The organism is Nocardia sp. NPDC057663, from assembly GCF_042799895.1.
Lineage (GTDB): Bacteria > Actinomycetota > Actinomycetes > Mycobacteriales > Mycobacteriaceae > Nocardia.
The window spans coordinates 28983-54265 of sequence record NZ_JBHVHX010000002.1 but is presented as its reverse complement, the minus strand read 5'-3'; the positions used below and the strand labels follow the sequence as shown (position 1 = coordinate 54265).

General features: G+C 65.8%; 28 protein-coding genes. 2 read left to right on the top strand and 26 right to left on the bottom strand.

Going from position 1 to position 25283, the window contains the following annotated elements:
* Nucleotides 1-634: 634 nt before the first annotated feature.
* The 23 genes from ACFVAV_RS04965 to ACFVAV_RS04855 form a co-directional block, all read right to left on the bottom strand.
* Nucleotides 635-2128, bottom strand: a complete 1494-nt coding sequence (locus ACFVAV_RS04965) for an HNH endonuclease (RefSeq protein ID WP_379030176.1) — start codon at nucleotides 2126-2128, stop codon at nucleotides 635-637.
* A 287-nt stretch (nucleotides 2129-2415) separates the two neighbouring features.
* A complete protein-coding gene (locus ACFVAV_RS04960; protein WP_379030173.1) occupies nucleotides 2416-3246 on the bottom strand; it encodes an HNH endonuclease in 831 nt (276 codons plus the stop codon).
* 1708 nt (nucleotides 3247-4954) lie between these two features.
* On the bottom strand, nucleotides 4955-5398 hold the full coding sequence (locus tag ACFVAV_RS04955; RefSeq protein ID WP_379030170.1) for a hypothetical protein: 444 nt from the start codon (nucleotides 5396-5398) through the stop codon (nucleotides 4955-4957).
* Between the two features lie 87 nt (nucleotides 5399-5485).
* Nucleotides 5486-6283, bottom strand: a complete 798-nt coding sequence (locus tag ACFVAV_RS04950; RefSeq protein ID WP_379030167.1) for a DUF2637 domain-containing protein — start codon at nucleotides 6281-6283, stop codon at nucleotides 5486-5488.
* Entirely contained in the window at nucleotides 6280-6609 is a 330-nt protein-coding gene (locus ACFVAV_RS04945; protein ID WP_379030165.1) for a hypothetical protein, read from the bottom strand. Before ACFVAV_RS04945 ends, ACFVAV_RS04950 begins: the two co-directional genes overlap by 4 nt.
* The gene (locus ACFVAV_RS04940; RefSeq protein ID WP_379030162.1) at nucleotides 6606-7631 is read right to left on the bottom strand and encodes a hypothetical protein; all 1026 of its coding nucleotides are present in this window, start codon (nucleotides 7629-7631) and stop codon (nucleotides 6606-6608) included. Before ACFVAV_RS04940 ends, ACFVAV_RS04945 begins: the two co-directional genes overlap by 4 nt.
* The gene (locus tag ACFVAV_RS04935; RefSeq protein ID WP_379030159.1) at nucleotides 7628-9616 is read right to left on the bottom strand and encodes a hypothetical protein; all 1989 of its coding nucleotides are present in this window, start codon (nucleotides 9614-9616) and stop codon (nucleotides 7628-7630) included. The genes ACFVAV_RS04940 and ACFVAV_RS04935 overlap by 4 nt, the downstream gene beginning before the upstream one ends.
* A gap of 33 nt (nucleotides 9617-9649) precedes the next feature.
* Entirely contained in the window at nucleotides 9650-10231 is a 582-nt protein-coding gene (locus ACFVAV_RS04930) for a hypothetical protein (RefSeq protein WP_379030156.1), read from the bottom strand.
* Between the two features lie 2 nt (nucleotides 10232-10233).
* A complete protein-coding gene (locus ACFVAV_RS04925; RefSeq protein WP_379030153.1) occupies nucleotides 10234-10749 on the bottom strand; it encodes a hypothetical protein in 516 nt (171 codons plus the stop codon).
* A gap of 29 nt (nucleotides 10750-10778) precedes the next feature.
* Nucleotides 10779-12902: a hypothetical protein gene (locus ACFVAV_RS04920; RefSeq protein WP_379030150.1), complete on the bottom strand. Its 2124-nt coding sequence runs from the start codon at nucleotides 12900-12902 to the stop codon at nucleotides 10779-10781.
* Entirely contained in the window at nucleotides 12899-13678 is a 780-nt protein-coding gene (locus ACFVAV_RS04915; RefSeq protein WP_379030147.1) for a hypothetical protein, read from the bottom strand. The genes ACFVAV_RS04920 and ACFVAV_RS04915 overlap by 4 nt, the downstream gene beginning before the upstream one ends.
* Nucleotides 13675-14088 (bottom strand): RRQRL motif-containing zinc-binding protein, encoded by a 414-nt coding sequence (locus tag ACFVAV_RS04910; RefSeq protein ID WP_379030144.1) that lies wholly within the window; start codon nucleotides 14086-14088, stop codon nucleotides 13675-13677. The genes ACFVAV_RS04915 and ACFVAV_RS04910 overlap by 4 nt, the downstream gene beginning before the upstream one ends.
* The gene (locus ACFVAV_RS04905) at nucleotides 14085-14405 is read right to left on the bottom strand and encodes a hypothetical protein (protein WP_379030141.1); all 321 of its coding nucleotides are present in this window, start codon (nucleotides 14403-14405) and stop codon (nucleotides 14085-14087) included. Before ACFVAV_RS04905 ends, ACFVAV_RS04910 begins: the two co-directional genes overlap by 4 nt.
* Nucleotides 14402-14806: a hypothetical protein gene (locus tag ACFVAV_RS04900; protein ID WP_379030138.1), complete on the bottom strand. Its 405-nt coding sequence runs from the start codon at nucleotides 14804-14806 to the stop codon at nucleotides 14402-14404. Before ACFVAV_RS04900 ends, ACFVAV_RS04905 begins: the two co-directional genes overlap by 4 nt.
* On the bottom strand, nucleotides 14803-14952 hold the full coding sequence (locus tag ACFVAV_RS04895; protein ID WP_379030135.1) for a hypothetical protein: 150 nt from the start codon (nucleotides 14950-14952) through the stop codon (nucleotides 14803-14805). Before ACFVAV_RS04895 ends, ACFVAV_RS04900 begins: the two co-directional genes overlap by 4 nt.
* Nucleotides 14952-15119, bottom strand: coding sequence for a hypothetical protein (locus tag ACFVAV_RS04890; RefSeq protein WP_379030133.1), 168 nt, complete (start codon nucleotides 15117-15119; stop codon nucleotides 14952-14954). Before ACFVAV_RS04890 ends, ACFVAV_RS04895 begins: the two co-directional genes overlap by 1 nt.
* Nucleotides 15120-15220: 101 nt before the next feature.
* Entirely contained in the window at nucleotides 15221-15433 is a 213-nt protein-coding gene (locus ACFVAV_RS04885; RefSeq protein ID WP_379030130.1) for a DNA-binding protein, read from the bottom strand.
* Between the two features lie 159 nt (nucleotides 15434-15592).
* Nucleotides 15593-16267 (bottom strand): GntR family transcriptional regulator, encoded by a 675-nt coding sequence (locus ACFVAV_RS04880; RefSeq protein ID WP_379030127.1) that lies wholly within the window; start codon nucleotides 16265-16267, stop codon nucleotides 15593-15595.
* Between the two features lie 109 nt (nucleotides 16268-16376).
* The gene (locus tag ACFVAV_RS04875) at nucleotides 16377-17228 is read right to left on the bottom strand and encodes a hypothetical protein (RefSeq protein ID WP_379030125.1); all 852 of its coding nucleotides are present in this window, start codon (nucleotides 17226-17228) and stop codon (nucleotides 16377-16379) included.
* A 45-nt stretch (nucleotides 17229-17273) separates the two neighbouring features.
* On the bottom strand, nucleotides 17274-17819 hold the full coding sequence (locus ACFVAV_RS04870) for an HD domain-containing protein (protein WP_379030122.1): 546 nt from the start codon (nucleotides 17817-17819) through the stop codon (nucleotides 17274-17276).
* Between the two features lie 474 nt (nucleotides 17820-18293).
* Complete coding sequence (locus ACFVAV_RS04865) at nucleotides 18294-18656, bottom strand: alkyl sulfatase C-terminal domain-containing protein (protein WP_379030119.1); 363 nt, start codon at nucleotides 18654-18656, stop codon at nucleotides 18294-18296.
* Nucleotides 18657-19807: 1151 nt separating this feature from the next.
* Complete coding sequence (locus ACFVAV_RS04860) at nucleotides 19808-20251, bottom strand: hypothetical protein (RefSeq protein WP_379030116.1); 444 nt, start codon at nucleotides 20249-20251, stop codon at nucleotides 19808-19810.
* Nucleotides 20252-20444: 193 nt separating this feature from the next.
* Nucleotides 20445-21080, bottom strand: coding sequence for a TetR/AcrR family transcriptional regulator (locus tag ACFVAV_RS04855; protein ID WP_379030113.1), 636 nt, complete (start codon nucleotides 21078-21080; stop codon nucleotides 20445-20447).
* A 111-nt stretch (nucleotides 21081-21191) separates the two neighbouring features.
* On the opposite strand from ACFVAV_RS04855, the gene ACFVAV_RS04850 reads away from it, so the two are divergent.
* Nucleotides 21192-21317 (top strand): hypothetical protein, encoded by a 126-nt coding sequence (locus ACFVAV_RS04850; RefSeq protein WP_379030110.1) that lies wholly within the window; start codon nucleotides 21192-21194, stop codon nucleotides 21315-21317.
* Between the two features lie 108 nt (nucleotides 21318-21425).
* Here the strand turns inward: ACFVAV_RS04850 and ACFVAV_RS04845 are convergent, their stop codons facing one another.
* The gene (locus ACFVAV_RS04845; RefSeq protein ID WP_379030107.1) at nucleotides 21426-22034 is read right to left on the bottom strand and encodes a helix-turn-helix domain-containing protein; all 609 of its coding nucleotides are present in this window, start codon (nucleotides 22032-22034) and stop codon (nucleotides 21426-21428) included.
* Between the two features lie 15 nt (nucleotides 22035-22049).
* Between ACFVAV_RS04845 and ACFVAV_RS04840 the strand changes: the two genes are divergently transcribed.
* A complete protein-coding gene (locus tag ACFVAV_RS04840; RefSeq protein WP_379030104.1) occupies nucleotides 22050-22961 on the top strand; it encodes an MBL fold metallo-hydrolase in 912 nt (303 codons plus the stop codon).
* Nucleotides 22962-23094: 133 nt separating this feature from the next.
* Here ACFVAV_RS04840 and ACFVAV_RS04835 read toward each other — a convergent pair whose 3' ends face one another.
* Nucleotides 23095-23274: a hypothetical protein gene (locus ACFVAV_RS04835; protein WP_379030101.1), complete on the bottom strand. Its 180-nt coding sequence runs from the start codon at nucleotides 23272-23274 to the stop codon at nucleotides 23095-23097.
* A 65-nt stretch (nucleotides 23275-23339) separates the two neighbouring features.
* Nucleotides 23340-25199, bottom strand: a complete 1860-nt coding sequence (locus ACFVAV_RS04830) for a glycoside hydrolase family 5 protein (RefSeq protein ID WP_379030098.1) — start codon at nucleotides 25197-25199, stop codon at nucleotides 23340-23342.
* Nucleotides 25200-25283: the final 84 nt, after the last annotated feature.

The window sequence follows — 25283 nt, the reverse complement described above, 5'->3', positions numbered from 1 at the left end:
GTGCTGGTAGACGAGCATTCGAGCATAATCTATTAGTCGTCAACGGTAGTCTGTCGATCATCCCGCGTGGATCCACACCCACGCAAAGCGGCGGAGACTGCCGGCCATCCGCCTTGCAAGGCCAGACAGGCAGAACGCTGCGCCGCTTCAGGCACTCCCAGCCCACCAGGCACGGTAGCAATTCTGCTCGATCAGGTCCGCGGTCTCGGTAGCGAGGCGAGACGGACGGTTGTTCGGTGCGTCCTCGCCCTCACAGGTACCGAAACGCGCTCAACGTTGCCGCACCCTATCCCCATCGGGGCCCTCTCACTAAGAACCCTGGTGCCGCTACGTCGCGCTTGCCGGGAATCGTGGGCTCGATCATCGAACCCGCGATGTCATACTCCTCCAACTGGTCCACTTGCTCCGTCCCAGCCGAGAACCAAACTCGACGGCCGCTGGCCAACGTCAGCGGTCCGCCCACCATCCCGTCGGCGTCAAAATCAATGCCGGGCTCGGTCATCCAGAAGTAGGCAACCGTAGTCTCGTCTCATCGGTCCGGAACCGCGATGTGCACGTCCTTCGCATCGAGCCCGCGCGGCAGATACGATGCCCGCAGCGGGGTAATCGCAAAAGCCATTCGTCAGCCGTTCTTCTACCCTCGGACTTTTGACGCAACCCTTCGTTCGTAACAGATCCTGCATCGCCTGATTTTACTGCTGACGAAGTTCGGGTCATTTTCGAATTCGTGCCCCTTATCACGAAGGTGTGCACGGTTGAAGTTACACGCTCTACAATTCCTCCAGCCGTTCTTATAGAAAGTATTTTCTGTCGTGAATTCATGTCCGGCCGGACAAAATTGCGGCGTCGACTCCTTATCCAGTCGACAAGTAGCACATCTTCTCGAGCTCGATTCGCCTCCGAGTTCGATCACATAATCATGCCCTGTCTTTTCTTTGTGTCCGGCACCAAGTCGGCACAATGCGCAGCGGCGATGTCCCTTGCCGGTAAATTCAAGGGTAAGCTCGTTGTATTCGTGCCCTTGTACACAGTGCGTTACGGTGGGCGCACTGTCCATGCAAATTCGACAACGTCTCCGTTTGGGTGACGAGTGCGCCACGTCAACTTCAAATGCATGACCAAATTGCGGTATATGGGTTCGATCTAGCGTGCACTGGACGCAATATTTCTTGCCGTCGGTACCGATCCGGGTGTTGCCCTCGTCGTACTCGTGCCCCTGCGGACAGTAGCTCGCCGTCTTCGCCTTCACCTCATTACATACTCGACAGGAGCGCCTCTTCATGCTGGTTCCGGCTAGATCTTCGACGAACTCATGTCCCAGGATCTCCATGTGGTAGCGGTCAGTATTGCATTGACGGCAGCGCCGGTGGCCGTGTTCATTCGAGTCGACGTTTCCACCCGAATATTCGTGCCCCTTGGGGCAGTGAGTGACTCTCTCCCCGGCTCGCCGAACGTTCTCCTCAAGGGTGACCGCCTCCAAATGGTTTGGATTGCAGCATAGCGGTACATAGCAGAGATGGTCGACCGACAGATTTGTGACGGAATCGGGTCCATAAGCAAGAATATATGCCAATCGATGCGCCAAGTAGGTCTTGCCACGTCGCTTCATACCTGGCACACCCACGTACAGCTTGCCGTAACCCTGCGGATTCTTCGGACCAGTCCACACTAAACAGTCGTCGAACACCCCGTACGCTTCCCGACCATACTCCGACACTGGCTGCCGCTTCAGATTCTCGCGCAATTTTTCCTCTGGCGACAGAGGCTTTCCGGCAATCCCATGCCCGGACATATATAATATGCCAAAGAAGTCGGGTTTGACTCGCAGGATCTCGCCACACCCACAGCCACACTTTACTGCCAGAGGGTCATCATATTTTCGCAAGCGGTGATAATGGGGTCCGCAATACGACGCGGTCTTGACTTCCCTCGGGCAGCGATTGACCCGACACCGCTTTCCTGATTTCGTTGGTCGCGGGACGATATGCTGAACTACTTTATCGATCGGAGGCTTCGTGACTGATTCTGGCTCTCCGATGTACTTCTTTGCATTGCATGTCCAATGCGCAGTACGGCAGTTTCCCTCGGTGTGGGGACCACCTTTCGAAAGCGGAATTACATGATCCATGACCGGCGATAGAGGCTCGTACGCGCTACCGACCTTGCGTGTGGTACGAAGAGAAGCTGGGATCTCCTTGCTGCACAGGTGGCAGATCCACTCGTCCCGCTCGAATATCTTCCGGGCGACGACTACCTCGGAAGGAACGCCCCACTGTGCAGCACGATGCATATCCGCACGTGCGCGTTGCAAGTCTCGGCGTCGAACGCGATTACAGGAAGCGCAACGCCTGCGACTCGGGCCTTTTCGATTCGGCCGTGCATCAATTTGGGCATCACAGTCCACGCACGAGACCGTCACAGCGGATCTCCTTCAGATCGAGGTTCGCGACCGGCCTCAACCGTCGTGGAGCGTGTGCCGCGGTTCCTGGCCTCCTCCGCATTCGAGCACGGCCAGCCCTGCGACACCTCCGCGAAGTGGTCAGCCAACGCTGCTCTCCACGGACCTGATTCGATCCTGGTCCCACGAAGGCTCCAGTAGTGCGGATACGCAACGAGTTCGGGTGACGCCACGATCTCCATGGTGTCTGGATCCACGGCGAGGAGACCGGCGTCGAACAGTCCGTGGATATCGGTGCGGAGCATCAATCCTTCGTTGGGATTGTGGGACTCGTGCACGGCGAAGGCACGTAGGTGTGCGGCATGTAGGGCGCTCGACGGCGCGGGTCCGGTGATGGCGCAGACGAGTCCGTCTCGTCTGATCACCGCGCGGCGGAACTGTCCTTGGTTGTTGCGAACGGTAACCATGCGGCGGCGCCGGCCGCCGGCGATCGGATTCGCCGAATCCAGATCGGCGGCTGGTGTCTCGTCCAGTAGTGCCGCATCGTCGGCCGCGACTTCGCCGAGCAGATCGGCGAGTTTGTCAGGGTCAGCTTTGCGGATCGCGCTCTGTGTGTCGGCAACCATCAGCACCGACTTGAGCGCATCGGCTGATACAGGCCCGTCGACGGTGCACCACTCAGCCCCGAAGATCGCGGTGTAGACGGTCCGGGACTCGTATTCGATGATCGGTTCGTCGAACTCGTGGCGGCACTTGCCACACAGGTATAGCGGCGTCCTGGTCTTGCGGAGTCCGGCGCCCGTCTTCCGACATTTGGGGTTCGGGCATCGTCGGATCAGCACCGGCACATCGGGTTCGACCTTGATGTCTTCGATCCGGGAGACGCCGTGGACGACCTTGCGGTCGTGCACCACGACGATGTCGCCGGTCTTGACGTTTTGGGAGTTTCCGACCTTGTTGTTGTAGACGTACTGGGATCCGTGGACGTCGGGGTATCCGTCGTTGCTCTGCCAATCGCGATCGTCACCAACCGATTTGAACGCCCACGCCGGCATGGCCGTCTCCTTCACAAGTCATCTGCGGCCGGTTCTACCGGCCCGATCGACCAGGCTACCGACCTCCACCGACACAACCCCACTGACAACGAGGCGCAACAACCTGGGCCGGGCGTCCGCGGATTCAGATGTCATACACGCCAGTCCAGGCTCTAGTACGGCCAAATATGCCAACTACCAGCAATTTTCAGGTTGCACGTGTGCCAGAATCTCGCCGCAGATTCGCAACCTGACAGCGGCACATCGCGGCAGATCGCCAAGACATAGCTGTCCACATAGCCATGTGATTGCTGCGCGCAGAATCCGATGAAGCAGACCAATCCGCGTGCTTGTGGCCGCGGTAGACCCGCCAATCGGTCCTGCCCCGGCCCACCCTTTTGGGCGGCCTGCCCCCGCGACGAGCGGAATGCCCTTCCACGGCCACCGGCCGTGATCTCCGAATCTGAGCGACGGCCGGTCTGTGTGGTGTTTGTCCCTCTCGGTGTGGCCTGAGGGCGACTCGATCACCACGGCGGCGGGCGTCAAGGGTGGCGCAGCCATCGGCGCAGCCGACGCCGTAGGCGCCCTTGACTCCCAGAGCCGTGGTGATAGCCCTCAGATCAGGCCACGCCGAGAGGGACGGACACCACGCCCCGCGAGGATCCGCGCGAGCGCAGCTCGCGATACCCGCTCCCGGGCCTGACCCGCGTCACCTCAAGGACCATACTCACGAGCCAGCGCACCACGCACCCACCGGCACACGCGCTAAGCCCACCACCCACCACCACAGCCGCGGCAGTAGACCGCAGCCTCGCACACCTGACAGCACCACCGTTACCGACTCCCAACGCAACCCATTCGCAAACTTTCCGATGTACTCCCAACGCAACCACTTCTTTTTCTCTCAACCACCACTCCACCCATCCCCTACTTGTCTTTTGATTTCTGATTGCTCCCCACCCCCACCCAGTTCGACATCTCATTGGACACGCAGTGGGTGATGAGATGTCGAACTGGGTGGGGGTGGGGAGTGAGCAGAAATCCCGCCCTTAACCGCAGCTCACAGGGTGGGAGGAGTGGTGGATGAGAGCGCGAAAAACCCGCACTAGTTTGTATGCCTGATTCGCTAGAAATTCGCGGAGTTTTCGCGGCTTCGACCTCCACCAAGATCGACTTCTGCCTCCTTCGAGACCACGAAAAGATCGCCCTTCCTCGGCATGACAGCGTGAGCACGGACGGCGGGCAGTTCAAGGGCGCTCCTTCGTCGCGTCGCCTACGGCGATGGCCTGCGGCCACCCTTGAGCAACCCACCGTCCGTGCTCGTGAAGCCTTCGGAGGAAGGGCCAGGGGAACAGTTGGGGAAACCAGGAACCGCCCGACCACCGAACCGCGGCAGGCAGATCCTCCGAGGCAAGCGAGCGAAGCTCGTGCGGCAGCACCTCCCAACCCGAGCGGGCTGGAACACGACAAAGCCCCCGACCCGATCACGGGCCAGGGGCTCCTGGACTACTGCGCGGCTGAATTACGCGGGCGCAGTGTAGCTGCCGAGGTCATAGACGCGGCCGACGCCGCCCTCGGCCGGGCCGACGAACAACAGGCCCTCGATACGGCCGCCGATCGCGACGCCGTTGGAGCGGGCCCGGCGCAGACCGATCCGGATGGCGCGCTGGACGTCGCGGTCCATCGTGATCGCGCGCAGACCGTCGTCCTGGTCGTCGTCGCGGGCATCGGTCTCGAGGATGAGCTGCGAGTCGATCACCGGGTCACCGGACTGCGCGGGCTGCGGCTTGCGGTTGACCCAGAACAGCGGCTGCCCCTGGCCGTTGTGGCGGTGGCGGCGCACCACGGCGATGATCTCGCCGCTCACCCCGTCCCCGGCCTGGACCTCGCGGCCGAACGGGTTGCGGGCGCCGCCGGCCATCAGCTCGGCGTTGATCTGCTCGATGTCGGTCAGTGCGTTGGTCATGATGTGTCCTTTTGCTCGTGGTGTTTGGTGTGAAGCGAGTGGAGGAAAGCGGGGCAGACACGGGCGCCTGCCCCACGTGGCAATCGGTCAGCGAACCAGGCTCAGTACCTCCCCGCCGTCATCGCCGGTCTCGGCGGCGGCGATGATCTGAGCAACACGGGAGTGCGACAGGCCGACCGCGGCGCCGATCGCGCGGGTGGATTCACCGGCCGCGCGGCGGCGCAGGATCTCGGAGTCACGCTCGACGACCGGGTCCGGCACGGGCTCGGCGTCCACTACCTCGACAGCTGGTGTCGACCCGCTGTCCAGTGCTGTTCGGCTGGTGTCCAGTGGTGTCCACTGCGTGTCCAGCGGTGTCGAGTCGCTGTCCAGTCGTGTCAGGCTGAGCCCGGTGGCTGCTTTCGGCGGTTCCGGTGCCCGCGGGACCTCGATCAGTGCGGTCAGGCCGTGAGTGGCGGCCAGACCGGCCAGCGGAGCCGCACCGGCCACTGCTGCCGCGACGGTGGCGGGCAGCAATCGGCCGCCCGATTCCGCAGCGTGCAGGCCATTTCCGACTACCGAGATCAGCTCGGCCGTGAACAGCTGGGTCCAGAAGAACACCTTTGTCCCGGTCGGGATCTCGATGTTCTGGCGGGCCCGGCGCTGTAGCGAAACCAGCGCGACGGCCGACTGGACAATGGCTCCGTCGACGAAGACAGGGCCGACCCACGCTAGACGCGGGGTGATTCCAGCCATCACGGCCAGATCGGACAGCGCCGCGAACGACCATGCGAACGCGCCGAGCGCGATCACGATGGTCATCGCCAGGGCGGTGAATTCCGCCCAGTCGATGCCTCGGGTAGACGGGCGCTTGACGGCCTGTACAGCGGCTGTACGGGTGTTCATCGGTCGTACCCCTCTCGGGTAGACGCGGGCCACGGGCTCCACGTGTCGAAGGAGACAAGGCGTTCCTGCTCGGAATGCAGGGCGTGCCCGGCGAGCTGATCCAGGGCGTTATCCAGGTCGCTGGCAAGCTCACGGTTACGGTCTTGCAGGTCTGCGACCAGGGCCTCCAGCTCCGCGATCCGGGTCGCCGGATCGGTCACCGTGGCGGCGGTGGAGGCAGATTCCGCACGCGTCGGCCGCAGCGGGATCACCGGCGCCAGCTCGCTCGCCTGGTCGTGCTCGGCCGCGACCGCGGGCATGGTCTGCTCGACCGCTGCCGGGATCACCGCTCCGCGCCTTCGCGCTCGGCCTGGCGCTCCAGGGCATCGGCCAGGGCATTACCGGAGGATGCGGCCAGCAGGCTGGTCCGCTCGGCCACACCGCCGAACTCCGGCACCGGGCGTGCCGGATTGTTGCGGGCGGCATCGAAGCTCGGTAGCTGGTTCTCGGCCAGATTCCACGCGTTCGGCACCGGCGGGACGTAAGGGCCCGAGTCGCTGCTGTCGGTGCCGGTCACGTAGGAGACCGGTTCGACGTCGCGGGCGTAGATCCCGCGAGAGAGATCGCGACCGTGCTCGAGGTGGCGCCGCTGCAACGGCGCGGTGTTCGCATCGGCCAGCTGCGCGGCGGCGGCGTCGGGATCGGCCAGCCACAGTTCCTCGGCCTCGCTGATGTTGTTCCACTCGTGCATGTAGCGGTGGTCCTGGTGGTTCATCCACGGCGACGCGTACTCGTGCGCGTCGATCGAGTCGGCCGGGTCGTACTCCTCTGGATCGCGGCTGTGGCACTTGGCGGCCAGCTCGTAGTCGGTGCGCATCTGGCGCTCGATGTCGCTCTCGGTCTCGGAGTCCAGGACGTGGGCGGGGGTAGTGTTCGTCATCGGTTCGTGCCTTTCGTGGCTGCTCAGGGATTGGGTGGGTTCGAAGCCGGGCCAGTAGCCGTGGCCGGTCATCTCGCGTGCCTGCATGTGGGAGGACCACAGCGGCTGGTCCATGCCGGGCGGCTGCAATCCGCCCGGCATGGTCACTTCGTGGGCCCGGCGCATCGCCTCGGGTGCGTGGATCCAGGCGGCGTGGATCTCGTTCAGGTGCGACCACTGCGGGTCGACCTGCGGGTCGGACAGCCAGTACGCCTCGATCTCGTCGGCCTGCACGAACAGCGAGGTGTCCCCGTCGAAAGCGCGCTCGCGCATGTCGACCATGCGGGCGAAGTCCGCCCGCCACAGCACCTCGACCTCGTCGGACACCCGCTCGGCGTAGCGGGCGATGAACGGGTCGTCGAGATCGTCGGTTCCGGTCGGCGCGCTCACCGGTCCATGCCTTCGCGTTCGGCCTGGCGCTCCAGGGCATCGGCCAACGCGTTGCCCGAGCCGGACGCCACCCCGCTGGTCGCGTCGACACTGCTGAACTCCGGCACCGCGGACTCGTGCTCGGTCGCCGGCGACCTCTCCGCCTGTTCCGCGCGCTCCTGCTTGACGACGACCGGGGCGGCCTGACCGGCATCGACGCGGCGGTCGTGCTCGATCACTGCCTGCTTCACCCGGCCACGGGTCTCCTCGGAAACACCGATCCGCGCCAGCGCACCGTCCAGTGCGCCCGCTCGCGCGATCAGGCCGACGATCTCGTCCATCTGCTTGTTCCCCCGTGACGCGGCGGCCTGACGCTCTGCGCTGCCGTACCGCTCGGAGGGACGGGTGGTCTCTACGAGCTTGGACACCGCCTCATCACGCTCACCGCGCATCGTCTTCGCTTCGGCGAGGGCCTGGTCGCGCTCGGCGATCATCGTGGCCAGCTGCCGCGTCAGATCGGCGTTGTGGTCGGTCAGGTTCGCGTTGTGCTCGATCGACAGGCTGTGGCGCTGGCGCAGGCTCGCGTGCTCCTGGGCCAGGCTCATCCGGTCGAACTCGGCCTTGTCGAGCAGCCGCTCGCGGGTCAGGACCCTCTGATCGGCCAGATTCGCGGTCAGTGTCTTGGGCAGTCCGTAGGACTCGTAGCGGGGGTGCCCCGGCTGCTGCGGGTCGGTGATCTCGACCCGCATCCGCGCGGTGTCCGACGACGCGCTGTTCACGCTGTCGTGTGCGTAGTCCAGCGCGGCGGTCTCGCTGCCGACCGTGGACATCTCGCTGGCCAGCACCTTGCCGGTGCCGGGCTCGATACGGGCCACCGCGACCTCGTGCGGCTCGGCGATGGCGTACTCGGTCTCGGGTTCACGCGACCAGCGCGCGACCGTGTTGACCGCCTCATGACGCGGGGCCATCACACTGCGACGCTCCACATCGCTGGCGGCGAGCCCGTCAGCGCGAGCCTCGACCTCGACGAACACCGACGCGTCCCTGGGCAGGCGGGCATCCCAGCTCATCTCCCGCACGGTCTCGGACAGTGCTTCCTCGCGGACCGGGTAGTGATTGGTCACCTGGCCGCCGCCGGGCATGCCGTAGGTCGCGGTGTAGCTGGTGTGCTCGGCCATGTAGTCGATCTCGTGGGCGATCTCGCGGCGGGTCAGACCGGCCGACAACGCGGCCCGCTCGGTAGCTTCGCGCGCGGTCTCCGCCACTTCGGGATCCAGTGCCCGACCGGCCCGGTCCACGCCCAGGTGCGCGCTGCGCAGCCGCTGCACCGCGTTGCGCTGGCGCTGGTCGAGCTCGTCATAGCCTCGCGGCGGACGCAGCTCGCGGCGGGCCTCGGCCAGCTTGGCGGCCTGCTCCCGCTGCTCGGCGACCAGCCGCGCGTTGTGCTCACGCCGCTCGGCGACCCAACCCTCGGACAGGACCGCGACCTGACGGGCGACACGAGCCTGCCGAGCGTCCATCGTCTTGAAGATCGCGCCGTAAGGCTGAGACGGGTTGCGGTCGGCCTCGCTCAGCGCGAGTGCGACCTGTCCGCGTCGTTCCAGCGGCAGCGACTGCTGCTCGTGCAGGGTCGACTCAATCGAGTACCGGATCCCGGCCAACCGCTCCCGGTCCAGCGCCGCGTCCTGCTCGGTGAATCCCGGCTGCTGACGGCGCAATCCGGCCGCGACGACCTCGGCGTGGTAGTCGTTGACGCGCTTGGTGTACCAAGCCGCAGCGATCTTCTGCTCGCCGACCTGCACGCGGATCGCCTCAGCCAGATCCTTGCGTTCCTGACGCGAGAGCTTCGGCAGGCCCTTCTTGCTACCCCGGTTGGCGCGGGAGAGGATGAAGGCCCGCGCGGCGGCCAGGATCTGGCCCATCGCCCGGCCGGTGTCGCGGACGATCTCGTCCTCAGCGGCCGGACCGCCGCTGTGGCCGGAGTTGTTGTCGGTGAAGGTGAACATCGAATCTCCTTGTGTGAGTAGGTGAAACGGGGATCAGGCGAAGGGGTTCACGGTCGACGGCCACTCGCTGCCGTCACGGACCATGTCCGACGCAGCGCGCAGACGCTGCCCGTCCAGGTGTCCGAGGTCTTTGCGGCGCGGCCAGTCGTTGCGGAAGTCGAACTCGGCGGTCAGCGCGGCCAGCTGCCCGTCGCGGGCATCGATCGCGGCCCGGTGCTCGGTGGCTTGCGGGGTGTCGCTGTAGGACATCGACTTGCGTTCGGTGTTCAGCCACTGCTTGACCGCGGCGATCTCCTCGACCAGCTCGGCCACGGTGAACTCGGCCAGCTCGTGGACGTAGCGGCCGGTCACGGTGGACACCAGCTCGGTACGGAATTTCGCGCGGGCCTCGGCCGTGCGGGCGTCGAGAAACGCCTCACGAGCCTGTCGGCGCTGCTCGATCTGTTCCTCGAGCGCGTCGAACTCGGCGCGCTCGTCTGCAGACATCCACATCCGGCGAACCCACTGCTCGACCCGGACATCGACGCCGGAATCGGCGGCGGCGACCAACGCGATGACCCCGGCAATGCTGGCGGTCAGACTGATCGCGGCGATCTGGATGGTGTTGTTGGACATGGTTACTTCTCCTTCTTGATGGGGTTGGAGGTGCGGCGGCCCTCGTAGCGGGCACGCCGGACAGACAGGGCCTCGACGTGGCGGCGGATCCAGCCGCCCGCGTCGGTGATGGCGTAGACGAACATCTGGACCGACTCGACGACACCGGGACGTCCGGCGCAGTGCCACCAGCCGAAAGCGCCGACGGCCAGCACGTACAGCGCCAGCGGGCCGGGCAGTGGCAGCACCGCCACCGCCGTCCCGGCGACCGCGGTACCGGCCACGGCCGGGCCCCAGATCTGGGCCCAGTCCTGGACCTTGGTGGCCCGGTTGACGTGCGGTTGGACGGTGCGGCCGAAGCTGCCGCCGTCCTGGACGACCGGCACGAGCTGGGCGGCCAGCTTCTGGGCGGTGGTGCCTTCCATGTCGGCGGCCAGGCTGTCGAGCACCGCCTGCTCGTGGGCCTTCGCAGCGGCGCTGCGTCCGCCCAGCTCCTCGCCGTCGTCGTGGGGTTCGGGTAGATGGTTTGGGATTGCCATGGTCGTAACTCCTTGTCCTGCTGGAAATCTCAAGCGCCGCGGCGCTTGGACATGTCGATCACCGGCGCCAGCGCGTCGGCGTCTTCGGGCTCGGCAAGGGCGGTGAAGGTTGCGATGCCCGGCAGCGGGCGAATCCGCTTGAGTTCGGCGTCGTCGAGTGGGGACACCCGGCCCCAGCGGGCGCGGCCGCCAGCGACCTGGACGACATCGCCCTTTTGCATGGCGCGCAGGCGGTTCGGCGGAACCAGGAACTGGTCGCTGCTCTGCACGTTGCCTTCGTCGCCGGTGGCGTTGCCGCCGATCAACTTGCGGCTGAGCTCGAACTTGGGCCGGGTGCCGTAGATCTTCGACAGCACCTCGGGGTCGGTGGAGCGGCCCAGCAGCGAGCCACCGGAGGCGGCGGCAACCAGGGCGGTGCGGTTGTCGTCGTCGTGGCCCAGTCCTTGCCAGGACTGCGCGATCCACCACGAGCCGATGCCCGCCTTGCGCAGGCGCTCGACCCATTTCACCGCGCGGGTCTTGCCGTCGGAGACCGCCGAGAACTCGTCGACCACCATCAGCGAGGTGCGCCCGTGCTGCTTGTCGGCCAGCTGCTCGAACATCGTTCCCAGCGCACCGAACTGGCTGCGGGCACGGTCGGGGGTCTTCACGCCCTCGAGCACGATGTAGATCACGTCGAAGTCGGTCAGGGCCTTGTCGCCGTCGAACGACGAACCGAGCGAGCGGTACAGGTTCGCGAACTCGGCGCGGGCGCTGTTGAGGACCGGCTGCTTGCCATCGATCGTCGAGCTGATCTCCTTGTCGATGCCCATCACGCCCGGCCACGGACGCACGTCGGGATCGCCACCCCACAGCTTCGCCAGCGTCGCGGGGTCGAACCGGGACAGGAACTCGCTCCAGGACCGGGGCGGGTTGTGCCCGATCGGGGTCTGGATACCGCCGACCGGCTCGACCCGCGCCGGGGCGTCCACGATCAGGTGGATCAGGGTCTCGCGGATCTCGTGGAAGTACTTCTCGGTGTCGGTCGTGGGCGTGGAACCGCCGGAGACCATCGCCGACAGGATCGACCGCAGGTCATCGACGATGGCCTGCTGGGCTTCGTCGTCGAGGGTGTCGAAGTCCGCCTTCGGCCACATCGCCAACGACACGTCATCGGGGAACCGGCCGAACCGCTCCGGACGGACACCGAGCGCGGTGAACCATGTCTTCATCCGGGCTGCGACCTTGCGCGATTCCGGGCCGCCGTTGCAGTCGACGATGATCACCAGCGGACGACCGGGCCGGTCGGCACGCCACCACTGCCGGTGCCGGGTCCAGGTCGTGACGAACCAGGACACGAGCACACGCAGCATCAGCGTCGTCTTACCTGAGCCGCTGGAGGCCACAGTGGTCATGTGCTCGGCGACGTTGATCCACGGCAAAATCAGCCGGGTCTCGTTGCGCCCGAACAGCATTCGGAACCTGCTCGTCGGCGGCGCCTGGTCGGCCTCGGTCGACAAGCGGCCGATGACCAGCTGCGGGCTCCACCATCCGGACGTGAACGGCAACCGGCGGCGCGACAGGCGAGCCGCGGCCCGCTGCTCGCGCTGGGCCTGGGCCCACAACGCCCGCTCGGTACGCGCTGGCGACTTGAGACCGACAGTGGCCAGCTGCACGCGGCGGTTGGCGTGGACGATGGTCGCGGTCATCCACGCCATCGGCACCAGCACCACGGCCATGCCGAGCAGACCAGCGGTGTACTGGCCGTCCATGAACTGCCGCGACGCCTCGGTCGCCATGGTGCCCGGCGCCAGCACGTCCCATGCCCACAGCGCGGTGGCGCCCGGCATCGCGATCAGGCTGCCGATCAGCCAGTTCCGCAGCCGGGTCGGCTTCCAGCCCAGCGCGGTCGCCGGGACCAGGATCATGACGGTCATGACCAGGATCGCCACCACGCACGCCGCCAGCAACAGCGCGCCGTCGGCGACGCCCTCCAGCGACCAGGACGCGAAGTCCGGCAGCCAGCCCAGCGGGTCCTTGTCCAGGCCGATCGGCGGCATCTGCGGGCCGACGGGCAGTTCCGGCGTCTCGGCCGGGGTCGGCGTGGCCGACAGCACCGGTGTCGGCGCGTACGGTGCGCAGTCGGCCGGGGTAATCACTGGTGTGCAGCTCATTGCGACACTGCCTTTCCGTTCTCGGTTCGGTCTGTGACCTGGGGTGTTTCGTGATCAGCGGCTCCGCCCGCGATCACCCGGAGCCCGGGTCGCAGGTCGGGAGAGGACGGCTGGACCTTCTGCTTGGCCAGGAACTCGTCGAGGTCGAACAGCCGCATCCGCGGCCCGTCCGAGAGGTCCAGGGCGCCGGTTACCGTCCGGATGACGTTCTTCGCCGCTTCGCCGCGGCAGTAGTAGGCGACCCCGACGCATTCGGCGGTCTGGGCGACCTTCCACGCCTGGAACACTGAAGTACGTGCGGTAACAATGTTTTTCGCCGTCAGCTCGACCTCGATAGCCCACAGCTCGCCGGTCTCGGTGTAGTAGCGGCCGTCATGGATGTGCGGGCGAGGCTTTCCTGCCTGGGTCATACCGACCTCGGCCCGCAAGGCCCGTTCCGAGATCCACCGGTCCAAGTCCATCCCGGTCAGTGCCAGCCGCAACTGAAGTGCGGCCTTCGTGTGAGCAGCCATTTTCGGCGTCGGTACCCAGTAGCGGACCGGCCGTCCCAGCAAGACCTCCGCAGCTGGCTTGGTAGGCCAGATCCAGGACGGTCCAGGAACCGGGCGCATCCGCCGGCCACTGATCATCCCGCCTTCCTCCCACCTGGCGGTGATGCGGTAAGCGCGGTTGATGCTTACGCCCAGCACCTCGGCGACGACGTCTATCGGGGCGCCGTACATCTCGGCGAGGATTGTCAAACTGACCATGTCCCGCGGTGAGAACCGGATAGTCATCGGTCCATCCCTTCTCGATCGGTATTGCGGGCAAGTGCGTCGGCCACGGCGTTGCCGGAGTAGCTGGCCAGCGCGCTGTTCGGCGCGGACCACGCGGGCCCCGGATCTCCTGCCGGTCCGTCTAACTCGGCACGATCGATCCCCCGGCGTTCCGCTGCGCGGAGCTGGCGCTCGCGCGTCGCCTTCGCCAGCGCCTGCCGCTGGGCTTCGCTCGGCTGACGCTTCGGCGCGGCCTTCTCGACGTCGAAAAGGTGCGCCACCAGCGGTTCCTTGCGACTGCCGCGCGACCGGACGATCCGGCCCGCGATGTCCTGGCCGTTCGGGCGCAAACCCTCGGCAGCCAGCTGGCGACGCGTCCGCAAATGTGCGGGCGCGGTCCGCCACTCGTAGGTGGGAATCCCTTCACTCATCGAGCCACCTGCTCACGCGGCGCACGCTCGACGTGCACGCAATCGGTGCGCTCGACCTGCGACGGAGCGCAGATGTTCGGCGACTCGACGTAGGACTGCTGATCGATCCAGGCGACCGAGCACCCGACCATCCCGACGAACACCAGCACCACCAGCGCGATCAACCGCAGACCGGCAGGCAGGTAGCTCAGCGGCGCGAAAACCGTGCTGACGCTGGTGAACTCCGGACCGCCCATCGAACGCAGAGCACTGCGGCCGACCTGGTCGCGATCGTCGGCACGGCGGTACCGCGAAACGGCACCCTCTCGCCCGTTCATCGCTCGACACCCGCTCGCTCGGCGGCGCGTGCAATCGCCTCCGCGACCGCGTTACTCGACTCGCCAGCAGCCGTTTCCTGGGCTTGTCGCGGCGCATTGCGAACCTGAGCAGCGCAATCCCGGGCCAAATCGAGACTGGCCTCGTTTTGCAGGGACCACTTGATCCAAGTACCGAGGTTGCGCCCGGCCCACTCGATCCGCACTCCGCTGTGCACGAACGCTTCGGCTTCGCTGTCCCACCCGTTGAAGAACTGGTCACCGTTCATCCGCAGGTCGACCAGCTTGGCGTGCAACTGCTTCGCACGCTGGCGCAGCTCAGCCTGATCACGGATCAGGCTGTCGATCTCGGCCACCACCTCCGCGGCGTCGCCGAACTGCTCATTGCCGTTCTCGGTGCTCATCGCCGCACCCCCACCCGCTTCGACGCGCGCCACAGCCACACCGCGCCAACCACCATCAGGACAAACCCGAGGGCACCCGGCGCGACCAGCGCCATGTAACCGACTGACAGCAGCGCCACGGCCGTCATGACCGTCCGGCCGCGCATCAGCGCTCACCGCCCTTCGCGCGGCGCGAGCGGCGGCGACGAGACTGAGCGGACTTCAACGCGAGCCGCGTGTAGTGCGCCTTGCGTGCCTGGTCTGCGCGGTAGGCGCGTTCCTCAGGGGTGAGCAGACCGTCCGGATCAACCAACTGGTCGAACTTGCTCTGCATTGCATTTCGAGCCTTAGCGGTGCGTGCGGCACGGTCCGGGGTTCGCGCCCATGACTCATGCGCAGCGATCCGCGCCTGAAGCGTGCGTTCGACTGGCGTGCTCATTCCGCACCGCCATCGCCCAGAGGCTGGATCAACGCGAGGACCTGCGCACGGTCGACCTTGATCAGACGGGGACCGACCTGGAACCCCTTCAGCCGACCTGCTGTGACCCACCGCCGGACGGTCGTCGGATGAACTCCCCCGGCCAGCTGCGCGGCGGCGCGAAGGCTGATCAGCCCCTGTCCCGATGTCGTGCCTTGACCTGTACTCATATGCAGCTCCTTCGTCGCTTGCGTTATATGTATACAGAGTACTGTATCCAGAGTTCTGTATGCGGACAAGTGTTCCGTATACAGACAGCGATGAAGACAGCAAAAAGCCCTGATCAGAAGACTGATCAGGGCTCTTGACAGGCTGTTCTATTGACTACTTCACTCGCGCGTCAGCGCCATCCTGAAGGAGTAGTTCCGGTATCTCCCAGGTGCGTACGACACGTCCGAGACCATCAGGACTTGGTCAGCATCATCGAGATACCGCTGGCGCACCGTCATGACGGATTGCCCATCGGACGTCTGCAACCATGCCGCATGGGAGTTCGGCGGAACCTTTTCCGTCAGAACCTCCTCCAGGAATGCCGCGTCAGGGTCATCCCCGCCTGGAAGGTGGTACGTATCAGACACAGAAATCGGGTGCCCGCCTTCCGCCGCTCGCGTCACAACATGCGTCAGGATCTCCCCCGGACCGATGCCGAACTCGCCGGCCAATTCCTCGTCGGCCACAGCGTCAGCAACATCGCGCTCGATAGAAACTGCTGCCGCGTCCATCGCCTCGTTCTCGTAGGTGGTTTCCGGGCTCTCCATCTGCCGTTCGGGCGAGATCCGCGTCCGAGTCGCCTCGCCTAGAACCCTCGTACCGCGCCGGATTACGGTCTGCGCCAGACCCATCCGATTCAGCTGCTCGATCGCCTTCCGGACGACGATCTCTGACACTCCGTGCTCGCGAGCGATCTCCGGGTAGCTCGGCAGCCACACATTCGGCGGCAACACCCCTCTCCGGATCTCACTTGCATACTTGTTTGCAATCGCCACGTACTTCGGCTCGGCCACCAATCGCCCCTCTCGCGATCCGACACGGAGGCCCGATCCTCCGTATACAGAGATAATGTACCTCTGACATAACCGCAGGACCATGCCCATCTATGGTCGGCGATGTCACCTATGTCCGACGAACCCAGCACTGCGCGACGTCGGAGAGATTCCACCAGGAGACGAACGAATGGTCTGAGCTCTGAAGGGTCCAGCCTGCTGCCAGCGCATCGAAGAACTCATCGGCCCCTGTCTTTCCGCCCTTCGGCTCACCGATGTAGACCAGTCGGTCGCCCCCGGCCTCGACATATTCGGCGAGAACCTGCGTCGACATCGGATCGCCCCACCCGGGCGGCCAGCACAGGAACAGGACGCTCCGGCCGTACTCGCCAGACTGACGCGCCTGTTCGAGTGCATCCAGACCCGCCACCGGGTGCCAAACCGATGGCTGTCCCGGCGACGACGGGAACGAACTGTTCTCGACCGAATCCGGCGGCGCGGAGTCATAGGCGCTCACCACCAATCCGCGCCCGCTCAGCTGATGCGCCCAGTAGCCGCGACCGGCTCCGACCTCGGTCAATGCGCGGCCGTCGCACACCTGCGCGATCCAGTCCAAGGTGCCCGGCGAGGGGATCGCATACGCGTACGCGGCCTGAAGGGCCATCTGCGCATAGGCGAGCCTGCCCGAACCGCGGTCGCTCCCGCCGTTGACTTCCCGCCGACCGCCGCGACTGTCCGGCCCAGCGGTAATGAGCGGCTCGACGATGTCCCAGTACGGATTCGCACTCGCGCCGCCAGTCATGAAGTGGAGCATCCGCAGATCGAATACGTGGTCCTGTTCGGCATTGCCTGTCCCCGGCAATCCAGGCGCCGTCGCCAGGTAGTCGGCGAGGCCTGGGAACTCCAGGTTGAAGCGAGCCTCATCGTCAAGAAGCTCTGCCAGCTGGTCACGGCGGTCAGGCGAAAGCGCGAAGGCTGTCATGGATCCCATTGTGCCTGCGCCGCATTCGGCGTATGCAGCGAACGGCTACCGACTCCTAATCTTCGCCTGGCGCAGCGACTCGATACGCGCCACCACTTCCACCAACTCCGGCTCTGCCGCCGTCACGGTCTGCGTGACGACATGGTCAGGCCCATACCGCTCCCGAACCTCGGCCAGGCGCCGACGAACATCAGTGGTGCCGCCCGTCGGCGTTGTGGTCATATCCGCCCACCACAGCGCGTCTCGCAGCGTGCTGCGTTCGTCGGGCCACTCCAGCCCGATCGAGCGGTATCGTGCCTCTACGTGCGCGCCGGAGTGATTTGCGACGAGCGCGCACAATCGGTGGGGCGCGCCCTGCTCCTTGAGGAACTCCGCGCCGTCGACCGGATGAAACCCGGTAACAGCAATTCGGGGGCTGTATCCGACGTCGTGCAGCCAGGCAGCTGCGACGAGCAGCTCCGGATCGTCCACCGCGTCGGCGACCCGCTCGGCCTGTCGGGCGACACCTTCAACGTGTGCCAGTCGGCGAGGCAGCTCGTGAAGCTGTTCGCGGGCGAGCATCTCAGCCCATGTGACCAGATCGTCAGTCATGCACGTCACGGTATCGTCCAAGGGTAGGCGCGTGCCTGTCCCTCGAAAACTGGCGCCGACGACCCGGCCACAGCGCAGAATCGTTCACCTAGAAACTTTGCGCATTCGCTCCACCGTGTGCAGCATTTCCCCAGCTCAGCACAGCGTTAAAGCCTGAGGAACTTCTAATCCCTAGGTCGCAGGTTCGATTCCTGCCGGGGGCGCAACCCTCCACCTGCGTTTCCGCAGGTGGAGGGCTAGTTTTAGCGTTGCAGGTTCGATCCCTATGGGAACCGTGACTTCGTTCAGCCTTTTCGCCGCAAACGCGCAGGTTGAACTACTTCCAGCCCACTACCCGCAGCGTGGCTGACTCGCCGAACAGATCGCCGGTATCCGATCGTTCGAGGAATGGGCGCGCCGCAAGGCCGGCATCGACTGATAGTCGCACTCCCGGCCGCCTATTGCAGGAGCCGGGGATGACCGGACCCCCGTCCTCTACCCCGGAACCTTCTGATCCGGTCCCCCTGCACCGACCGTGCATTGACCGAGGCCGGCGAGGCGCAGTTCCGCGCCGTCGACGTGTCTGCGGCGCGCGTTCAGGACGCCGTGCCGCACCCACATGGTCCAGTCTTCGTTCACCGGTTCCTTGACGGTGAAGTTGACGCGCAGGTCGACCTCGGCTGCCGCCGGTCCGTCGATGTGGACGGCCGCGTAGTCGAAGCGCAGATCCACCGGCATGGCCAGAATGGTGTCCGTGCTGTCGGTGTTCATCTGGCCCTCGGTCTGGACTCCGTCGCGCAATTCCATGGCCGCGCGGTGGCGGCGCGCAACCGGATGGCCGGGTGCGCGAGCGTTCACAACGGCACGCCAAGTCCGCAGCCCCCGCAGGAATGCACTGGTCGCACGCGTTCCCGGCCTCGTGCGGCCTGTCGTCGACCGCATTGGTTTCCCCGCAACCACCATCCCCGACACCATCGACCTCGCATCGAGCACCGGCTGGAATCGAACACGCCCGCCATCCCCGGCCGTCAAACCTCATTCGAGCGCCTCAGCGTGATCACCCACGCAGCTCACCGACTTCTCGTGATCGATCTCGGTGCCAAGCTCAGCCTCCCCACGCAACCGGTGCCGGTACTCACCGCACACGATCTGACTGGCGTGGGTCTCGCGGTGGTTGCGAGACGGCCGTGGTGGCCAGGACCGAAGACCTGGTGTGGTCGTAGACGATCTTGATCCCGAATGCCTCGTACAGGTCTCGTTGCAGGACGTCGGGGGCGCGGGTGAGATGTAGCGCCAGACGTGGCAGGTCTTCGAGCAGAGCGGGTTCGTCGGGCTGCCGGCGGGCAGCTGCCCACGTAGCTGGTGACGCAACCGACCTAGCACATGCACATCTGCTAGCGCTCGATGCCATCCGCCAGGCGAGCACCGAATCTACAACCTGGGCAATGGGATCGGCATCTCGAACAAACAAGTCGTCGGTGCCGTCCGTCACGTCACAGCCACCGCATTCGCCGTCGAGACAGCAGCCCGCCGAGCTGGTGATCCCGCAGTGCTCTACGCCTCCTGGCATCACCGATGCCCTGCCATGCCGCGAATACCGATATCGTCGGCCTGCGGATGGGCCTTCAAGGTTCCTGACGGTGGCGGCGAGAACGATCTCGCGGATGGTGACGTGCTGTGGTTGCCGGTACGCGAAGGCGATGGCTCGACCAGCCAGCTCGATCGGCCCTACATCCAACGAAATACCTTGCTCCGCAGGCTCACTCGCGCCCGCAACCCCTACCCGCCGCTCGGACGATCCAGCGTTCACATCACCGTCGCCCTCGAAACCCTGCACTGGCAAGGAACCACTCCGCCCTGAGATCCCCGCACCGGTGGAGGCGTTCGAGGAACACGGCGGGTGGTCGTCGGCACCTTCAGCGATCGCATCACCCGCACCGCATCCAATCACGAACGGCGCCTCCGGAATTCCGGGGCGCCGTTCGGGCAGTTCGCACCGTGTCCGCGGATCAGGCTTCGCGCACCGCCGTGACGATCGCGACGACCGCCGCGGACAACGCCCCGATCACCACCCCGCCGAGGACGACCGCGGCGGCGGCGACCGTGAACTGATCCCAGCCCACCATGAGCGCGGCCACGCCGAGGAGCACGAGGATCGCGTCGACGCCAACGGCGGCCAGGACAGCGTCGTCGCGGCCCAGTAGCCGTGGAGTCAGCGCAACGGTGGCCAAGCCGAGCAGGACGGACACCAGGCCGACCACGACGAAGACAGGGACGGCCATTCCGGTGCCGACATCGGTCCCCAGGATCAGCGTGGCGAACGGGACGAGCCCGTACAGGACGCGGATCGCGCCCACACCGCGCAGCATCCACGAGGACACATCGACGGGGGCACCCCCGGTGGAGGTCTTGGTCGCGTACGCCATGCGCACGGTTGCCACCTGGCTGGTCATATCCCGCTCCTTCGACGTTTTCACACCTTCGTGCAATTGCACGTAGCTGTGAAACTACGTCCATTGCACACCAATGTGCAAGAACTCGTGAAGGGACTCACAGCCGCCCAGGGTTCGTGCCGGAGAGCACACCTTGGATCCATTCGGGGACAGCATGTTTCGATGAGCGATCGCCCGACGAGCGCACCTGCGATCAGTGCTGCGCGGCCTCCGCGGCGGACCGGGCGATCTCCGCGGCACCCGAACGGTCGACGCCGACCGCGATCAGGCAAGCCAGGGCAGCGTCGCGCGCGGCTTCGGCGGCGACCCATTCACCATCGCTGTGCGCATTCAGCAGCTCGAGCACCAGCGCCGTGAGTACTCCGGCCAACGCTGTGGGCGGAAGGTGACCAGCGAAGGTTCCGTCGGCTTGACCAGCCGCTATCAACGTGATCAGCCGGGCGCGGACGGGCGCGAGCCGGTCGGCCATCCGGGCCCGAGACCCGGCTTCGTCCAGGCGCAGCAGCAGCTGGAACTCGTCGCCGACAGCCCACAGCGCGACCGCCATATCCGCGGTCGCCCGGGCGGGCGGTTGCGCGGTGTCGATACCGTCGAGTGCGCGACCGACATGCTCGAAGGCCTCGTCGAGCATGCCGTCGATCAGCGCTTCCCTGGTGGGGAAATGACCGTAGAGGGTGCGGCGGACCATCCCCGCGGCAACAGCGATGTCTTCCATACTCGCCAGGGGATTTCGCAGCAACTCGTCCCCGGCCACAGCGACGATGCGTCGTCGGTTGGCCAGCGCACGCGGCCCGAGGCCGACGGTGGTCGAATGCGTCGTCGCAGTCACGTCCGTCCTTTCACCCACCACCATCCCACACCTGCGCAAAGGTGTGCAAAAGGCCGTCCGCGGCTCACCGGCCTGATGATCGGCGACCACAACGAATGCAACACTCATTTGATGGAGGCGTTCGTCGCCTGTATCCGGATGACACGGAAGCATCCCGTGATCGCGCGCGTCGGCGCGTTGGAACCGGACCACTTCGTGATTGCCGGGATGCGGCACTGCTGCGATTGGGAGTCCTGACCTGCGTTTACGCAGGTCAGGTGTGGTCAGCGATGTGCATGCGCCACAACAAGAACAAAAACCGCAGGTCAGAGGTCAGCTTTGTCCGGGCCCGCAAGCTGCGGCCGTTCAGGTTCTGCGCGAGATGACCATGATGTATTCGCAGGGAGCGTCCGTTCGGTTGGCGAAGCCGTGGTCCGCGTCGGCCTGGAAGAACAGGGAGTCGCCTGTATTCAGGATCTCGATGACCCCGCCGATCGCGACGGTGAGGGTGCCTTCGAGCACCACGAGTTGCTTCTCCGTACCCGGCGGATACGCGGGCAGCAGCCCGGTAGAGACCTGTGCGGGGAGGTAGTGGACAACCATCTCGCCGCCTCCTGCGCCCGGGGCCGCCGACACCATGTGCCGTTCGAAGCCGGTTTCCGGGTCACGGAAAACGGGGCGATCGTTCTTGCGCAGGACAACGGCCACACCGGACGCGGCAGCAGCTGCTCCACCGATCAGGTCCGAGAGCGACGCGTCGAGCGCGTGGGCGATCCTGGACGCGACGCCGATCGTCGGGCTCTTCTCACCGCGTTCGACCTTGGACAGCATCGCCCGGCTGACCGACGACTGCGTGGACAGCTGCTCCAGCGTCAGGCCCGCCTCCTCGCGGCGTCGCCGTACGTTACGGCCGAACGCGCCTGCCAGGTCATCACGGTGCTGTGGTTCGGCCACGTTTCCGTCTTGCTCGACCACCGTGCTCCTCGATCGATGGATACCTCGCTGCAGTGTAGACTTTCTCCTAAAGAAGATTTAGTCTTCTATCAGAGAGGTGCGATACGCGCCCAACACGATGGAGGTTCCATGCGTTTGATCTCGAGTGGCCGGCACCATGCGACGTTCGAATTCGGCGGTCTGCAGGTGATCTCGTTGCGAGACGGGTACATCGATATGCCACCGACACGACTCCGCGACGAGGACGGGCGCCCGCTCCCCACGCTGCCGACCGCCGTGCCATTGGCCGGCGACAACTTGCGGCTGTCGGTCAACGCCTTCTTCGTCACCGACGGCACGCGGTCGGTTCTCATCGACACCGGCGCGTCCAACGTCTGGCACGACCCCACCATGGGATTGATCTACGACGCACTCGACGAAGCGGGAATCGACCGCGCGCATGTCACCGACGTGGCCATCACCCACAACCATGAAGACCACGTGAGCGGCCTGATCGCGCCGGACGGTTCAGAGGCGTTCACCAAACTCGAGCGCGTGTGGATCGGCGCGGGCGACACCTCGGTGTTCACGGGGCGGCTCGAGCCGATCCGCGACCGGGTCGTACCCGTGTCGGAGAAGGTCGCGATCAATGACTGGGTCACCGCGATCCCGACACCGGGCCACACACCCGGTCACACCGTCTACGACGTCAGGAGCGGCACCGGCCACCTTCTCGTCTGGGGCGACACCGTTCACGTTCCCACGCTCCAATTCGATCAGCCGAACGTGTCCTGGGAGTTCGACGGCAACCAGTCCCAGGCCCGCGCCGCGCGGGCGGCCCTGCTCGAACAGCTGACTCAACCGGACCACTTCGTAGCGGGCGCCCACCTCGACTCACCCGGCATTGCCCGCGTAACCCCTTCTGGCGATGGTTACGCGCTGGAATATCTCGCACCACCGATCGGCTGATCGAGCCCGTCGGCACCGGGCCGCGCTCGCAATGGCGGCCGAGGAGGGCGAGCTCGTCTGCTGGCTCCGAACCGACGCATCGGTGCACGTCGCCCCTGGTTTGCCGGGGCGACGTGCCTGCGTATTCGCAACGTCAGTGCGAGTAGTCCCGGAACGTCATGACGCCGCCGACCACGACAATGATCGCCGTGAGGATGTAGACCGTGACGCGGAACCAAGTCGGCCCGTAGTAACTGACCGCCATCGACGCACCGAGCGCCGCGATAATCATCACCACCCCGTAGAAGGGCGTGCGCTGCTCCCTGTCAACCATTCCTCTAGTGTCCGCCCACGACGCGGCGGTGCCAATGCCCCCGGCGAACCAGGGCTGCGAGGTGCTCAGCGCAGCGCGCGGCAATACAGCGCGTCCGGATGGGCGCCGCGGGCGTTGGCCCAGGAGAAAGCGATGCCCGCGGCGTATTCGGTCGCCGCGCACTGGGCCTTGTAGTACCCGTGCGCGTAGTCACCGCCTTCGCCGGAGGCGGGCCGGCTGTCGCCGCGGTCGTCCCAGAGGGTGCGGCCCACGCCTGCCAGTGGCAGGCGGGCGGGTGCGCAGAGGATGGCCGACATCTTGTCGCCGCGCAGGCTGTAGCCGATCATGAACTGCCCGTCGCGGCACTGGTATTTGGTGAATCCACCGGCCCAGTCGGTGCTGACCCGCTCCGAGTCGACCTTGACCGCCGTGGTGCCCGGCTGCCAGAGCTCGCCCTCGACGGCGTCGGTGCACAGCCCACCCTGGCCGCGGGAGCTGATGCCGATCAAACGCTGATCGTCGGGGCAGACGAGTTTGTGCGCACCGCTGTCCCAGTCGGCGGCGGCCCGCACCGAGCGGTTGTCGTCCTCGTGGATCCCGTTGAGCATGGACCACGTCCGGACGGGCGCGACCTGCCCGGTCTTGCCGTCCGCGGCGAGCAACCTGCGCACCTGCGCGCCACGCCAGTCGTCGGCGTCGGTGACGCTGCGCAGACCGCCGCCGGTGTCGTAGCGCAGCAGACCCCACTGATTGCCCGCATCGTTGCGGTGGAATCCGACGATCGGCCAGTAGGCGAAATCCAGATCCTTCTCGATGAGGAAGTCGACCAGGGCGCCGAACCAGGCGCGGTCCAGCGGCTCGGCGTCCTTGCCGATACCGAACTCGCTGATCCACACCGGCGCGGTGAAATGCCGGTCCGGCGTGGTGGCGACATACCCGGCGAGTTCGTTCATGGCCTGGAACAGCTCGGCGCGCGACAGATCGCGGAACCTCGGGTCGGTGGTCTCCCCCAGGCCGGTCGCGCCCGTGTGATGACGGCCGATGTAGCCGTAGAAGTGGGCCGCGTAGACGACCTTGTGCGACCGCTTCAGCGTCACCGACAGCCGGTTCAACGGCTCCAGCATGGGACGTTCGTGCGGGGTCAGATCGGTGGGGATGCCGATCCAGTTGAGGCCTTCGATCATCACGAGCAGATCCGGATTCGCGCCGCCGACAATGGCATCGCCAGCCTCCTGCGCGGCGTCGTACCAATCGTGGTTGTCGCCCAGACCCCAGTTCGGATCGTCCCAGGTGTCGCGCCGCACCTCGTTGCGCAGGTCGGCGCCGATGACGCCGGAGTTGCCTCGGTAGCGGGCCGCCATGAACTTCCAGTCGTCGATCCACTCGTCCCACGACTGTCCGGAATTCCAGCGCTCGTTCCCGTCGACGGCGCAACACCAGCGGGTGGAGGTGGTGTGGTTGTTGAGGATGACGGCGAGCCCGGCGTCGGTGAGCGCGGTGACCGCGCGATCGAATACCTCCAGTGGGCGCAGCCCGTTGAGGTGCGGATTGGCGGTCAGCCCCCGCACCGGACGGGCGTCGGTGATCATCTCGTTGGAGAACGGCAGCCGAATACTGTTGAGCCCCAATGCCTTGAAGTCGGCGATCAGAGTGTCCATGCGGACCCGGTCCAGCCCGAGCGGCGCCCGGTGCCCGGTTTCCTGCGCGAAGTTGTCGGCGTCGGATTCGTCGTCGCCACTGCCGTTCCAGGTGCCGCTCGACCCGTGCCAATTCCCGGATTTCAGCTTGACCCGATTCCCGCTCGCGTCCACGATGTACCGCCCACTGGTGCTGAGCGGGCCGTGAATTCCGCCCGGATCGGCCACCGCGGGTGCGCTGTCACGCAGAAGCGGGGTGAGGAGCGCCCCGAACACGCAGGCGACGACGGCGAAGATCCTGAGCTGCATGCGGACGAACGCTAACGCACCGGAAAGTTCCTGTGAAACAGTCCAATTTCACCGATTGACCGGTTTCGGTTGTCAATCACCGCA